Raw genomic sequence first — 15041 nt, forward strand, 5'->3', positions numbered from 1 at the left:
TTTATCGCCGTGCCAACAATAAACCCATCACTAAACCGACCGTTGCGCCGACGCCAATCCCACGCCAGGGCTTTTCATGTACATAGTCATCAGCCCGGCAAACTGCCTGCTTCGCGCGATAATAATAGCTGTCAGAGGCATGGCTTACGCGATTTCTCACATCCTCCAGCGCCTGCTCAGCGCGCGCTTTTAACTCAAGATACTTCTGGTCAGCAGGATCACCCGATGAACGCAGCACTTCTTCCAGCGTTTCACTGAGTAGTTCCAGGTCGTCGTCAATACGTGATTCATCAGAACGAAAAGACATTATATTCTCCCTTTCTATTTACGTATCCACTAACTATAGACAACAGTGGCTATTTACGCCTCACGCGCCATGCCTATGTGTGGGATACCATCTTCGTCATAGATATCCGTTACCGGCATAAAACCAAAGCGTGCGTAAAAGGATTGCAGATGTGCCTGTGCGCCGAGATATAACGCCTTGTGCGGCCAGTGCTGCGAGCACGATGCCAACGTCTGCGCCATCAGCTGTTGACCCAGTTTTTCACCACGTAACGCTTCGCTTACGATCACTCGACCAATCACTACCGGCTCCAGATCCTCGTCACTTTTCAGAATCCTCGCATACGCTACCAGTTGACCGTTATACCACCCCAGAATGTGACGGTTTTCACCCACCAGATCATCGCCGTCCACATCCTGATACGGACACTGTTGCTCAACGACAAACACCGCGCAGCGAAGCTGAAGAATGGCATACAGTTGCTGGACGTTCAGTTCTGTATGGTGGAGATCTTGCCAGTGAATCATTGTCTGCCCCTTTGTTGTGATAACCTGAACACCCTGCCTCAATGATGGCGAAAAGTGTAACGCAAAAGATGGAATTACTATTTTTAGGCACGTCTGCGGGTGTTCCCACTCGCTCACGCAATGTAACGGCAATACTACTGAATCTGCAACATCCCACGCAGGCGGGGCTATGGCTTTTCGATTGCGGCGAAGGGACGCAGCACCAGATGCTTAGTACACCGTTTAATCCGGGAAAGCTCGAGCGAATTTTTATCAGCCATCTGCATGGCGATCACCTCTTTGGCTTACCCGGGCTATTGTGTAGCCGTTCGATGGCCGGAAACGTTCAGCCACTGACACTCTACGGTCCGAAAGGATTACGGGAGTTTACCGAGACCGCATTACGCCTTAGCGGCTCCTGGACCGATTATCCGCTGGAGATTGTGGAAGTTACCGCGGGTGAAATTCTGGATGATGGCTTGCGGAAAGTTACTGCGTTCGCACTGGAACACCCTGTGGAGTGTTACGGCTATCGGGTCGAAGAACATGACAAACCCGGCGCGCTTGACGCTAAAGCACTAAAGGCTGCGGGTGTGAAACCGGGTCCCTGGTTTCAGGAACTGAAAGCCGGAAAGAGCATCGTGCTGGAAGATGGCCGCTCGATTAACGGTGCAGATTTTCTCGCGCCGGCAATACCGGGCAAATCTGTTGCTATTTTCGGCGATACCGCACCGTGTGCTAACGCCATCGAGCTGGCAAAAGGTGTGGATGTCATGATTCATGAAACCACGCTGGATTCGTCGATGGAGGAAAAAGCCAACAGCCGTGGGCACAGCTCTACCCGACAAGCCGCTCAGTTGGCTCTGGAGGCCGGAGTGAGCCGTTTGATAATAACCCACGTCAGCTCACGCTACGATGAAAAAGGCTGCCAGCGTTTGCTCGAAGAGTGCAGGACCCTGTTTCCGGCGACCGAACTGGCTCACGATTTCACCATTTTCACGGTTTAGTGCTCTATTTTTTCGCCTCAGTGCCGATAACAGAGAAAAGCTGGCTTTCACACTGAGGACAGGATGAACAATTTTCAAAAAGACATCGACGACAGGACAAACCTAACCCTGTCTAACCGCTTTGAACTGTTGCTGTTTCGTCTGGGCACATCACTGGATGAGCAGAAATCGGAGCTGTTTGGCATCAACGTATTCAAGCTGCGTGAAATCGTCCCGATGCCCACGTTTACGCGTCCGGCTGGCATGAAAGCCCCGCTGTTAGGTATGGTGAATATCCGTGATCAGGTGATCCCGGTAATTGACCTGCCAGCCGTTGCCGGATGTAAACCAGAAACCGGTCTTAATATCCTGTTGATTACTGAATACGCCCGCAGCGTACAGGCATTTGCGGTGGAATCCGTGGAAAACATTATGCGCCTGGACTGGCAGCAGGTGCATACTGCGGAGAAAGCTGTTAACGGTCGCTATATCACCAGTATCGCCTGTCTGGACGACAATAAAGAGACCAACAACCTGGCGCTGGTACTCGACGTTGAACAAATCCTGTATGACATCGTGCCGTCAAATCACGATCTGCGTGCCACCAATCTTAAAACCAGTAAGTTCAATATCACACCGGGTGCGGTAGCGATTGTTGCAGAAGACTCAAAAGTCGCCCGCGCGATGCTGGAGAAAGGGCTTAATGCCATGGAAATCCCCCATCTGATGCATGTGACGGGCAAAGACGCGTGGGAAAAAATACAGCAACTGTCTCAGGAGGCCCTGGCGGAAGGTAAACCCATCAGCGAGAAAATCGCCCTGGTGCTCACCGATCTGGAAATGCCGGAGATGGACGGTTTTACACTCACCCGCAAGATTAAAACCGATGAGCGTCTGAAAAAGATCCCGGTAGTGATCCACTCTTCACTCTCCGGTAGTGCAAATGAAGATCACGTTCGCAGAGTAAAGGCAGATGGCTACGTGGCAAAATTTGAGATTAACGAGCTGTCTTCTGTGATTCAGGAAGTGATGGAGCGCGCGGCGAAAGACGTCAGCGGACCGCTGGTAAGTCGTCAGCTTTCAGCCTGATATTTGCTGCATAAAAAAACCCGCCTCGGCGGGTTTTTTCGTTTCAACTTGTCGCTTACATCAGCGGTGCTGCCAACTGCACGATGCTGATCAACGGTTGCGGGTAGACACCGAGGATCAGAACCAGCAGAGCAGAGATCAGTACCACGATACCACCAGCGCTGTACTGCCAGTTAGACGGTGCATCACGGTTAAGCTGCTGCGGTGCGCTCAGGTACAGGCTCACGGCAACGCGCAGGTAGTAGTACAAACCAATCGCGGACCCGACGACTACTGCGGCAACCAACCACCACAGGTTGGCCTGCACACCAACTGCCAGTACGTAGAATTTACCGATAAAGCCCAGCGTCATCGGGATCCCCGCCAGAGACAACATCATCACCGTCATCACTGCCGCAAGGATCGGACGATGCCAGAACAACCCACGGTAAGAGAACAGAGAATCGGCATCCGGGCCGCGGTACGGGCTGGACATCAGGCTGACCACACCAAACGCACCCAGGCTGCTGAACAGATAACCAGCCAGGTAAACGCCGACCGCTTCCATCGACATCTCACCGCTTTGCAGAGCAATCAGCGCCACCAGCAGATAACCGAGGTGAGAGATAGAAGAATAACCCAGCAGACGTTTGATGTTGGTCTGGCTCAGCGCCATCAGGTTACCGAAGATAATGGAAGCAAAGGCGATGACACCCAGCACGATACGTACCGCTTCGCTGTCACCCACCGGCGCGTACAGGAACAAACGCATTACCACGCCGAAGATAGCGATTTTGCTCGCCGTCGCCAGGAAGGTGGATACTGGAGCAGGAGCGCCCTGGTATACGTCTGGCGTCCACAGATGGAACGGCACCAGCGAGAGTTTAAAGCCCAGACCAACGATCATCAGACCAAAACCGGCCAACAGCAGCGGTTCGTTCAGCATACCATCGCCGAGACTCTTACCGAGCGCAACAAACGACAGGTTGCCTGACTGCGCGTACACCAACGCCATACCAAACAGCAGGAATGAAGAGGCTGCGGCAGACAGGATGGTGTATTTGATACTGGCTTCCAGCGAACGCTTCTGACGGAACGCATAGCCAACCAGACCAAACAGCGGCAGAGAGATCAGTTCGATACCGAGGAACAGCGCCGCCAGATGGTTGGCGTTCGCCAGCAGAATGCCACCCAGCGCGGCGATCAACACCAGCAGGTAGAACTCTTCCCGGTTATCGTCATAGCCTTCCAGCCACGGGTAGGCAAAGGTACAGGTGGCAAGGCTCGCCAGCAGCACCAGCCCGGTGTAGAGCATAGCGAAACCGTCAACCCGCATCAGCGGGGTGACATCCATTGCGCCCGCCTGGCCAACAAACCAGAGCGAAACCAGCGCGGCGTTAAGTCCAATGACCGACAGCGTGGCATTGAGGAAGTGATTGCGTCGCCACGCAATGGAGAGCATCACAACCACCACCGTCAAGCCGACGATCAGCAGCGGTAGCAGCGCAATCAGGTGTTGTGGAGTTATTGTCATGGCGATTTACGGCCTTGTAGTAGTAACGGAATTAACAAACCACTGCTGGATGTTGCTCATCGCAGAATGCGAGGTATCCAGAATCGGCTGCGGATAGAAGCCAAGCAGTACCAGAAGCACGACCAGCAACAGGATGATAAACAGCTCACGCAGCGACATCCCTGGCAGTTCAACACTGGCAATCTGGCTTTTCGCCTTACCGAAGTAAGCGCGATGCAGCATCGCCAGCGAGTAAACAGAGGCAAATACCAGACCAAAGGTCGAGATCACCGTAATGACCGGAACCACCTGGTAACTGCCGAACAGAATCATGAATTCGCCAACGAAGTTACCGGTGCCTGGCATACCCAGCGTACATACCGCGAAGAACATCGACAGCGCTGGCAGCCATTTCATTTTGCCCCACAGACCGCCCATCATACGCATATCACGCGTATGCAGACGTTCGTACAACTGACCACACAGAATGAACAGACCGGCTGCGGACAGGCCGTGAGCGATCATCTGGATCACCGCGCCCTGGTAAGCCAGTTGGCTGCCGGTGTAGATAGCAATCAGCACGAAGCCCATGTGCGATACAGAGGTGTAGGCAATCAGACGTTTGATGTCGTACTGATTAAAGGCCATCCACGCGCCGTAGAAAATACCGATAACGCCCAGCCACATGGCGATAGGTGCGAACTCCGCCGACGCATTCGGGAACAGCGGCAGGGAGAAACGCAGCAGACCGTATGCCGCGGTTTTCAGCAAAATCCCCGCCAGGTCAACGGAACCTGCGGTCGGTGCCTGGGAGTGCGCGTCCGGCAACCAGCCGTGCAGCGGAACCACCGGCATTTTCACCGCGAAGGCGATGAAGAAGCCCAGCATCAGCAGATATTCCACGCCGTGGGACATCGGGGTATTCAGCAACTCTTCATAGTTGAAGGTCCAGACACCGGTTGCTTTGTAGTGCACAAATACCAGAGCCAGGATGGCGATCAACATGACCAGGCCACTCGCCTGGGTATAGATGAAGAACTTAGTGGCCGCCGTGATACGCGTTTTACCGTCAGAAGCTTTATGCCCCCACAGCGCGATCAGGAAGTACATCGGCACCAGCATCATTTCCCAGAAGAAGAAGAACAGGAACATGTCGATGGCAAGGAACACGCCAATTACGCCGCCGAGGATCCACATCAGGTTCAGGTGGAAGAAGCCCTGGTATTTTTCGATTTCATTCCAGGAACACAGTACCGCCAGAACGCCGAGCAGACCGGTCAGCACTACCATCAGCAGCGACAGACCGTCGATAGCCAGATGAATAGAGATGCCAAAGCGCGGGATCCACGGCACGACGAACTCAGACTGCCACTGCGGAATGCCAGCAGATTGCGTCAGTGAATAGCCGCCCTGCAACCACAGTTGCAGGCCAAGCGCCAGCGTCAATCCCATGGTAACCAGCGCGATCCAGCGCGGCACCTTCACGCCAAAGCGTTCGGTCTGCCAGCACAGGAAGCCACCGATAAAGGGAATTAATATTAGCCAGGGTAGTAACATGGCGATCTTTATTCCTTGTTAAAGTCCCAACAGGACCTGATTTTCAACGAATTCTCACGACAGAAAATTCACTTCGGATTGCGGTTTTAACGCCACCGGGCAAAACAACCGCAATCCTCAAACTCAACGCAGTACCATCAACAGTGCCAGCACGACAACCGCGCCAATGCTCATGGATGCAACATACCAGCGCAAATAGCCATTTTCGCTCAACAGCAGGCCTTTACCTGCGAAGCGAGACAGGATCGCCGGAATGTTCATCATCGAGTTCATTGGATCGCGTTTCAGCAACCAGGCTATGCCCAGGAACGGCTTGACGAATACTTTGTCATACAGCCAGTCAAAGCCCCAGGCGTTATACCACCAGGTTCCCAGCAGGCGACCCGGCGCACTGTTGGCAATTGAGGTCACCAGAGTACGTTTACCCAACCACAGCCAGGCTGCAATCAGGATGCCCGCAATCGCTACGATGCCGGAGGTAATTTCCAGCGTCATCACGCGACCATGCTCAAGCTCAGTTGTTGCCGGGAGCACGCCATGCAGCGGAGGCACAATCAACGCACCAACGAAGGTGGACAGGATCATAAGTACAATCAGCGGCAGGTGGTGGGTAATCCCCTTCCCTGCGTGAGCGTGAATTTGTTCTTTCCCGTGGAACACGATGAAAATCATACGGAAGGTGTACAGAGAGGTCATAAACGCGCCGACCAGACCTGCAACCATCAGATTGATATGACCGTTCGCCATAGCACCGGCAAGAATCTCATCCTTACTGAAGAAGCCCGCGGTAATCAGCGGCAGAGCCGACAGCGCTGCGCCACCGACCAGGAAGCAGAGATACACCAGCGGAATAGACTTACGCAGGCCGCCCATCTTGAAGATGTTCTGTTCGTGGTGGCAGGCAAGGATAACCGAGCCGGATGCCAGGAACAGCAGTGCTTTAAAGAAGGCGTGCGTCATCAGATGGAAAATCGCCGCATCCCACGCCTGAACACCAAGCGCCAGGAACATGTAGCCAATCTGGCTCATGGTGGAATAGGCGAGAACGCGTTTGATGTCGGTCTGCACCAGCGCCGCGAAACCTGCCAGCACCAGCGTGATAGCTCCGATAATCCCAACCAGGTGCAGGATTTCCGGCGTCATCAGGAACAGGCCGTGGGTACGCGCAATCAGGTAAACACCCGCGGTAACCATCGTTGCGGCGTGGATCAACGCGGAAACAGGCGTCGGGCCAGCCATCGCGTCAGCAAGCCAGGTCTGCAACGGCAACTGCGCCGATTTACCGACCGCACCGCCCAGCAGCATCAGCGTTGCCCACATCAGCATGTTATTGCCATCTGCAAAGTGCGCAGGCGCCAGTTCAACCATTTCGCGGAAGTTCAGCGTGCCCAGCTCGTTGTAGAGGATGAACAGCGCGAACGCCAGGAACACGTCACCGACACGGGTCACCACGAAGGCTTTCATTGCCGCAGCGCCATTCTTCGGATCGGTGTAGTAGAAACCGATCAGCAGATAGGAGCACAGGCCCACGCCTTCCCAACCGAGGTACATCAACAACAGGTTATCAGCCAGTACCAGAACAACCATACTGGCGATAAACAGGTTGGTGTAGGCGAAGAAACGAGAGTATCCCTCTTCACCGCGCATATACCAGGAAGCAAACATGTGGATCAGGAACCCCACGCCGGTCACAACAGAAAGCATGGTCAGTGACAGGCCGTCCAGCACCAGGTTGAAACCGATGTTAAAGTTGCCAACAGACATCCACGTCCACAGCGGAACGCTAAATGCCTGTTTACCGTTGGCGAAGAAATCCACGCCAACAAACGCAGTCACCAGCGCTGCCAGGCCAATCGACCCAACCCCTACGGTAGCGGACAGATTTTCTGACCAACGACCACGAGAAAACGCCAGTAATACAAAGCCAATAAATGGCAGAAGAATGGTTAAGGCAAGCATGTTCATCCACGCATCTCACTTACTGAATCGATGTTCAGGTTCTGGCGACGGCGATGAAGTTGCAGTAACAGCGCAAGTCCGATGCTCGCTTCAGCAGCCGCGAGACTGATGGCGAGGATATACATCACCTGACCATCGGTCTGGCCCCAGTAGCTACCCGCGACCACAAAGGCCAGCGCAGAAGCGTTAATCATGATTTCCAGCCCGATCAGCATAAACAGCAGATTGCGGCGGATAACCAGACCGGTTAAGCCCAGCACGAATAAAATCGCAGCGAGGATCAATCCATGTTGTAAGGGGATCATGCGTGCTCCTCCGTTTTTCTTTTCGCGCGATCGTCGGTGCGGTTGCTCAGCACTTCACCCATACGCTCTTCGCGACCGACGTGGAAGGCCACAACCAGACCAGCCAACAGCAGCATCGAAGCCAACTCAACCGCCAGAACATAAGGTCCGAACAGGGAAATACCGACTGCTTTCGCGCTGATTGGCGTACCGTCGATGCCCTGATCATTAACACCCAGAATGGCGTAAACGATGACCACCAGCATGATGGCCGACAGAATTGCCGGGCCAATCCATACTTGTGGTTTCAGCCACTGACGTTCCTGTTCAATTTCAGAACCGCCGAGGTTCAGCATCATTACCACGAACACGAACAGCACCATGATGGCGCCCGCATAAACGATAATTTCCAGCGCACCCGCAAAGTAAGCACCTAACGAGAAGAACACCCCAGAAATCGCCAGCAGCGAAATAATCAGATACAGCAGTGCGTGTACCGGATTGGTATGGGTGATCACCCGCAAGGTTGCGAGAATGGCTATCAGGCCACAGATATAAAAAGCGAACTCCATTGCCCCTCTCCTTACGGTAACAGGCTCTTGACGTCGATAGGCTTGGCTTCGTTCTCAGCTTCGCCTTTATCTTTGCCGTCGATTGCCATACCTGCCATCCGGTAGAAGTTATATTCCGGGTATTTGCCCGGACCGGAGATCAGCAGATCCTCTTTCTCGTAAACCAGGTCCTGGCGCTTGTACTCACCCAGTTCAAAGTCTGGGGTAAGCTGAATTGCCGTTGTCGGACAGGCTTCTTCGCACAGGCCGCAGAAAATGCAGCGTGAGAAGTTGATGCGGAAAAACTCCGGATACCAGCGTCCGTCTTTGGTTTCTGCTTTTTGCAGCGAGATGCAGCCCACCGGGCACGCTACCGCACACAAGTTACAGGCCACGCAGCGTTCTTCACCGTCAGGATCGCGCGTCAGCACGATACGTCCGCGAAAACGGGGTGGTAGATAGACCGGCTCTTCCGGGTACATCTGCGTTTCGCGTTTCGCGAACGCATGCAGGCCGATCATCCAGATACTGCGTACCTGGGTGCCGAAGCCTACTAACAATTCTTTTAAGGTCATGGTCTTTGTGTCCCTTATTGCGCCTGCCAGAGAATGACAGCCGCCGTTACCAGCAAGTTGACGAGCGTCAGCGGCAGGCAGACTTTCCAGCCGAAGGACATTACCTGGTCATAACGAGGACGCGGTAACGACGCACGAATCAAAATGAACATCATCATGAAGAACGCGGTTTTCAGCGCGAACCAGACGAATGGCGGTAAGAACGGGCCATGCCAGCCACCGAAGAACAAGGTAACCATCAGCGCAGAAATGGTGACGATACCAATGTACTCACCCACAAAGAACAGACCGAATTTCATACCGGAGTATTCAATGTGGTAACCATCGGCCAGTTCCTGCTCGGCTTCCGGCTGGTCAAACGGATGACGGTGACACACCGCCACACCCGCGATGGCAAAGGTGACAAAACCAAAGAACTGCGGAATAACGTTCCAGATATCAGCCTGGTTATTGACGATGTCGGTCATATTGAATGAACCGGCTTGCGCCACCACGCCCATCAGGGAAAGTCCGAGAAACACTTCGTAACTGAGCGTCTGCGCAGAAGCACGCATCGCACCCAGCAGCGAGTATTTGTTGTTGCTTGACCAACCGGCGAACAGTACCGCGTAAACGGCCAGACCCGCCATCATCAGGAAGAACAGGATCCCGATGTTCAGATCAGCAACCACCCAGTTCGGGCTGACTGGCACAATTGCAAAAGCCAGCAACAGAGAGGTGAAGGCGATCATCGGTGCCAGAGTAAAGATGACGCGATCCGAGAATTTCGGGATCCAGTCTTCTTTAAAGAACATTTTGATCATGTCCGCGACCAGCTGGAGCGAACCGCCCCAGCCAACACGGTTCGGTCCGTAACGATTCTGGAACAGACCCAGCAGACGACGTTCACCAAAGCTCATGAATGCCCCGCAGGTGACCACCACCAGCAGGATCACTACCGCTTTGAGAATGCTCAGCAGGATCTCAATCAGATCGGGTGTAATCCAACTCATTGTTGTGCCTCCTGCAGATCCTCAAGACGCGCGCCTGCCAGTACCGGTGCGATGCCAGGCATCCCCATCGGCAAACCAACCTGCCCTGCCGATAATCCCTCAGAGATTTCAACCGGCAGTGTCACCGTATTGCCATCGTAGCTAAAGGAAACTCGCGTACCGACATTTACGCCCAACTTCGCGGCATCCGCCGGGTTGAGTTTAATGTACGGCTGCGGCATGCGCGTCTGGAAGACCGGTGCGCGCTGGGACATTTCGTCGCTGCCAAACAGATGATAGTAAGGTGCAATACGCCACTGACCATCCTGCGCCTGGAAGCTCGCCGGAACGGTAGTGAAGTAGTCCAGACCGCCTTCTGACGCTTCAATCAGACGCACACCCGGATCGCCATGACGCAGTTTACCGCCCACTTCATCCTGGAACTTGTTCCACGCTTGCGGGGAGTTCCAGCCTGGAGCCCAGGCAAACGGAATCTGTGAACGCGGCGCATCCGGCTGGTTGTTCCCCTCCATTGAGAAAGCGAACATGGTGTCTTTATCCTGCGGCTGACGCGGTTCGTGTACGCTGATGTTGGCGCGCATTGCGGTACGACCGCTGTAACGGTGCGGCTCACGTGCCAGTTTCTGTCCACGGATGCGGAAGCTCGCGTCCGGCGCAGCATCTTTGATGCCTGCCAGCTGCGGCAGTGCGGCAACGGCAGCGTCAATAACGTGATCGAGTTGCGTCCAGTCCACTTCGCGGTTTTGCACAGTGCTGTGCAACGAATGCAGCCAACGCCAGCTCTCCAGCATAATTGTTTTGCTGTCGTAGTAGGACGGGTCATACACCTGGAAGAAGCGCTGTGCGCGACCTTCGTTGTTGATGACCGTACCATCGCTCTCAGCAAAGCTTGCGGCAGAAAGCACCAGGTGAGCATTTTCCATGATCGCCGTACGTTGATGGTCAACAACCATCACCAGAGGCGCTTTCGCCAGTGCGGCGTTAACGCGAGTCGCACTTGCATGACGATGCAGGTCGTTTTCCAGCACCACCACCGCGTCAGCACGACCGGTTTCCAGCTCAGTCAGCGCATCCTCAAGAGATCCGCCGCCAATCATGCCCAGACCCATACTGTTCACGGAGCGAGCAATCATGGTAATGCCTACGTCAGCGCCGCGACCTTTCAGCGCCTTCGCCACGTTAGCCGCCGCCTGAATCACTTCTGCGCTACCGGCGTTAGTACCGGAGATAATCAGCGGTTTCTTAGCACCAGCCAGAGCCTGAACGATGACGTCGATTTTGTTCTGCAGGTCACGGTCGATGCCCTCAACCGCTGGCGCGTTGTTGTCCAACGCATGAGCGATAGCAAAGCCTAACCGCGCCTGATCTTCAACCGGCGCACGGTAAGTCCATGCTGCGATATCATCCAGACGAGTGCTGTCAACGTTGGTCACGAACAGCGGATGCTTGGCTCGCTGACCAATATTAAGGATTGCCGCAATCTGCCAGTCAGCGACTTTTTGCGCCGCAGCCATCTCACGTGCTTTGCCTTTCACAGCCTGACGAACTGCCAGCGCAACACGCGCGCCGGTCTGGGTAACATCTTCGCCCAGTACCAGTACCGCATCATACGATTCGATATCGCGCAGTGCAGGCGTATGAATACCACCGTCACGCAGCACGCTCAGTGCCAGTTGCAGACGTTCCAGTTCGCCCTGAGCAATACCGGTATAAAAGTTTTCCGCACCCACCAGTTCACGCAGCGCGAAGTTGCTCTCGACGCTGGCTCGTGGGGAACCGATGCCGATGACTTTCTTCGACTGACGCAGAATATCTGCCGCGCCCTGCATCGCCTGCTCGGCATTAAGGGTAATCAGATCATCGCCGCGACGCTGTACCGGCTGACGCGGACGGTCTTTCAGGTTCACGTAACCATAGCCAAAACGACCACGGTCGCAGAGGAAGTAGTGGTTAACGGTACCGTTGTAGCGGTTTTCGATTCTACGCAGTTCACCGTAGCGCTCACCCGGGCTGGTGTTACAGCCAATGGAGCATTGCTGGCAGATGCTTGGCGCAAACTGCATGTCCCATTTACGGTTATAACGCTCGGAGTGCGTTTTATCAGTGAATACGCCGGTCGGGCAGATCTCTACCAGGTTGCCGGAGAATTCGCTTTCAAGCGTACCGTCTTCCGGGCGACCGAAGTAGACGTTGTCATGTGCGCCATATACGCCCAGATCCGCGCCATCTGCATAATCTTTGTAGTAGCGTACGCAGCGGTAGCAGGCAATGCAGCGGTTCATTTCGTGAGAGATGAATGGCCCCAGATCCTGGTTGCGGTGAGTACGCTTAGTGAAGCGGTAGCGACGGAAGCTATGACCTGTCATTACGGTCATATCCTGAAGGTGGCAGTTCCCCCCCTCTTCGCAGACCGGACAGTCATGTGGGTGGTTAGTCATCAACCATTCCACCACGCTCTCACGGAACTGTTTCGCTTCTTCGTCGTCAATAGAAATAAAGGTGCCTTCGGTGGCCGGTGTCATACAAGACATCACCAGGCGACCACGCGTGTCTTCCGCGTTTTGGTATTGCTTCACCGCACACTGGCGGCAAGCACCGACGCTTCCCAGCGCCGGGTGCCAGCAAAAGTACGGAATATCAAGGCCGAGAGACAGACAAGCTTCCAGCAGGTTGTCCGCTCCGTTGACCTCATATTCTTTGCCGTCTACATGAATCGTAGCCATAGTCAGCATGCTTCCAGTTGGCCTAAATAACCTTCATCCTTCACACTCTGGCTGTATTGGCTGCCATCGCTCCCCCAGTCATTTAGTTCACTAAACTCCTGGGACTCGCTCTGTTGCTGCCTTGCCACAGCGCGAAGGTCTCGGTTATTTTTTAGGCATTAATCGAAATTTTTTCTCAGGTATCGCAAAACGCCAATACCGCTATTACCAGCGCTCTTTAAGCAGGTTCGGCTGAATACCACCAATTGCATGGGTATTGCTGAAGGTCTGCTTGATGCCAGCTTCGAATTCTTCGCGGAAATATTTAATGGCGCTCTGCAGCGGTTCGACCGCACCCGGTGCGTGTGCACAGAAGGTTTTACCCGGACCGAGGAAACGACACAGTTGCTCAAGTGTCTCGATATCCCCAGGCTGGCCTTCACCACGCTCCAGCGCACGCAGAATTTTCACACTCCACGGCAGACCGTCACGACACGGCGTACACCAGCCGCAGGATTCACGGGCAAAGAACTCTTCCAGGTTACGCACCAGCGGTACCATGCCAATCTCGTGATCGACAGCCATTGCCAGCGCGGTACCCAGACGACTCCCCGCTTTACCGATACTTTCGAATTCCATCGGCAGGTCAAGGTGTGCTTCGGTCAGGAAGTCGGTTCCCGCGCCGCCCGGCTGCCAGGCTTTAAACTTCAGGCCATCACGCATGCCGCCAGCGTAGTCTTCAAGAATTTCACGCGCGGTGGTGCCGAAGGGCAGTTCCCACAATCCCGGGTTTTTCACGCGACCGGAGAACCCCATCAGCTTGGTGCCAGCGTCTTTGCTCTTCGAAATGTTCTGGTACCACTCCACGCCGTTGGCGAGAATTGCCGGCACGTTACATAAGGTTTCGACGTTGTTAACGCAGGTCGGCTTACCCCATGCGCCAGAGCTTGCCGGGAACGGCGGCTTCGAGCGCGGATTAGCACGGCGACCTTCGAGGGAGTTAATCAGTGCGGTTTCTTCACCACAGATGTAACGCCCTGCCCCGGTATGCACGAACAGTTCGAAGTCGAAACCGGTGCCCATGATGTTCTTGCCAAGCAGACCCGCTTCGGTTGCTTCGGCAATCGCACGGCGCAGATGCACAGCCGCTTCAATATATTCACCGCGCAGGAAGATGTAACCACGGTACGCTTTCAGCGCAAACGCAGAGATCAACATACCTTCCACCAACAGGTGCGGCAGTTGTTCCATCAACAAACGGTCTTTATAGGTACCCGGCTCCATTTCATCCGCGTTACACAGCAGGTAACGGATGTTCATGGATTCGTCTTTCGGCATCAGACTCCACTTAAGACCTGTGGAAAAGCCCGCGCCGCCGCGCCCTTTCAGGCCAGCGTCTTTTACCTGGTTGACGATTTCATCCGGTGACAGCCCTGTCAGGGCTTTACGCGCACCTTCGTAGCCGTTTTTGCTACGGTATTCGTCCAGCCATACTGGCTGTTTGTCATCACGCAGACGCCAGGTCAGCGGATGTGTTTCGGGAGTACGGATAATGTCTTTCATTTATACCGCTCCAGCAGTTCGGGGATGCCTTCCGGGGTCAAGTGAGCGTGAGTGTCCTCATCGATCATCATGTTTGGCCCTTTATCGCAGTTCCCCAGGCAACAGGTTGGCAGCAGCGTAAAGCGACCGTCAAAGGTCGTCTGCCCCGGCTTGATGTTGAGTTTTTTCTCAAGCGCGGCCTGGATCCCCTGATAGCCGTTGATATGGCACACCACGCTGTCGCAATAGCGGATCACATGGCGGCCAACTGGCTGGCGGAAGATCTGGCTGTAGAATGTCGCAACACCTTCAACGTCGCTTGCCGGGATACCCAGCACGTCAGCGATCGCATAGATCGCCCCATCCGGCACCCAGCCACGCTGCTTCTGAACAATTTTCAGCGCTTCAATGGACGCCGCACGCGGGTCTTCGTAGTGGTGCTTCTCGTGCTCAATCGCTTCACGCTCAGCCGCACTCAGCTCAAAAGCCTCGGTTTGTGGTTGTTGATTCTCGTGCATAA

At 54.5% G+C, this 15041-nt stretch carries 14 protein-coding genes; 2 read left to right on the top strand and 12 right to left on the bottom strand.

All coding sequences use genetic code 11. The features are described 5' to 3' along the window. Position 1: 1 nt before the first annotated feature. Together elaB and AACS05_RS16235 are read right to left on the bottom strand one after the other, a co-directional pair. A complete protein-coding gene (gene elaB / locus AACS05_RS16230) occupies positions 2–307 on the bottom strand; it encodes a stress response protein ElaB (RefSeq protein WP_045445550.1) in 306 nt (101 codons plus the stop codon). Positions 308–360: 53 nt separating this feature from the next. Beyond that, positions 361–813: a GNAT family N-acetyltransferase gene (locus tag AACS05_RS16235; RefSeq protein WP_045445553.1), complete on the bottom strand. Its 453-nt coding sequence runs from the start codon at positions 811–813 to the stop codon at positions 361–363. 68 nt (positions 814–881) lie between these two features. On the opposite strand from AACS05_RS16235, the gene rbn reads away from it, so the two are divergent. Both rbn and AACS05_RS16245 read left to right on the top strand, forming a co-directional pair. After that, positions 882–1799, top strand: a complete 918-nt coding sequence (gene rbn / locus AACS05_RS16240) for a ribonuclease BN (RefSeq protein WP_045449729.1) — start codon at positions 882–884, stop codon at positions 1797–1799. Between the two features lie 63 nt (positions 1800–1862). After that, positions 1863–2867 carry a chemotaxis protein gene (locus tag AACS05_RS16245; protein WP_045445556.1) on the top strand — a complete coding sequence of 335 codons (1005 nt, stop codon included), beginning with the start codon at positions 1863–1865 and terminating at the stop codon, positions 2865–2867. Between the two features lie 55 nt (positions 2868–2922). Here the strand turns inward: AACS05_RS16245 and nuoN are convergent, their stop codons facing one another. From nuoN to nuoE, 10 genes are all read right to left on the bottom strand, one after another. Then, complete coding sequence (nuoN, locus tag AACS05_RS16250) at positions 2923–4380, bottom strand: NADH-quinone oxidoreductase subunit NuoN (RefSeq protein WP_045445559.1); 1458 nt, start codon at positions 4378–4380, stop codon at positions 2923–2925. 6 nt (positions 4381–4386) lie between these two features. Then, positions 4387–5916, bottom strand: a complete 1530-nt coding sequence (gene nuoM, locus AACS05_RS16255; RefSeq protein ID WP_045445562.1) for an NADH-quinone oxidoreductase subunit M — start codon at positions 5914–5916, stop codon at positions 4387–4389. A 123-nt stretch (positions 5917–6039) separates the two neighbouring features. Then, positions 6040–7881 carry an NADH-quinone oxidoreductase subunit L gene (gene nuoL / locus AACS05_RS16260; RefSeq protein ID WP_045445564.1) on the bottom strand — a complete coding sequence of 614 codons (1842 nt, stop codon included), beginning with the start codon at positions 7879–7881 and terminating at the stop codon, positions 6040–6042. After that, complete coding sequence (gene nuoK / locus AACS05_RS16265; RefSeq protein WP_000612644.1) at positions 7878–8180, bottom strand: NADH-quinone oxidoreductase subunit NuoK; 303 nt, start codon at positions 8178–8180, stop codon at positions 7878–7880. The genes nuoL and nuoK overlap by 4 nt, the downstream gene beginning before the upstream one ends. Next, on the bottom strand, positions 8177–8731 hold the full coding sequence (gene nuoJ / locus AACS05_RS16270; protein WP_045445570.1) for an NADH-quinone oxidoreductase subunit J: 555 nt from the start codon (positions 8729–8731) through the stop codon (positions 8177–8179). Before nuoJ ends, nuoK begins: the two co-directional genes overlap by 4 nt. Before the next feature lie 11 nt (positions 8732–8742). Further along, entirely contained in the window at positions 8743–9285 is a 543-nt protein-coding gene (gene nuoI, locus AACS05_RS16275; protein ID WP_005129470.1) for an NADH-quinone oxidoreductase subunit NuoI, read from the bottom strand. A gap of 14 nt (positions 9286–9299) precedes the next feature. Next, on the bottom strand, positions 9300–10277 hold the full coding sequence (nuoH, locus tag AACS05_RS16280) for an NADH-quinone oxidoreductase subunit NuoH (protein WP_003028063.1): 978 nt from the start codon (positions 10275–10277) through the stop codon (positions 9300–9302). Beyond that, positions 10274–13000, bottom strand: coding sequence for an NADH-quinone oxidoreductase subunit NuoG (gene nuoG, locus AACS05_RS16285; RefSeq protein ID WP_045449731.1), 2727 nt, complete (start codon positions 12998–13000; stop codon positions 10274–10276). The genes nuoH and nuoG overlap by 4 nt, the downstream gene beginning before the upstream one ends. 204 nt (positions 13001–13204) lie before the next feature. Then, positions 13205–14542: an NADH-quinone oxidoreductase subunit NuoF gene (nuoF, locus tag AACS05_RS16290; protein ID WP_003839356.1), complete on the bottom strand. Its 1338-nt coding sequence runs from the start codon at positions 14540–14542 to the stop codon at positions 13205–13207. Continuing rightward, the gene (gene nuoE / locus AACS05_RS16295; protein ID WP_003028069.1) at positions 14539–15039 is read right to left on the bottom strand and encodes an NADH-quinone oxidoreductase subunit NuoE; all 501 of its coding nucleotides are present in this window, start codon (positions 15037–15039) and stop codon (positions 14539–14541) included. Before nuoE ends, nuoF begins: the two co-directional genes overlap by 4 nt. Positions 15040–15041 lie beyond the last annotated feature (2 nt).

The organism is Citrobacter sp. S-77 (assembly GCF_963864895.1).
GTDB lineage: Bacteria > Pseudomonadota > Gammaproteobacteria > Enterobacterales > Enterobacteriaceae > Citrobacter > Citrobacter murliniae.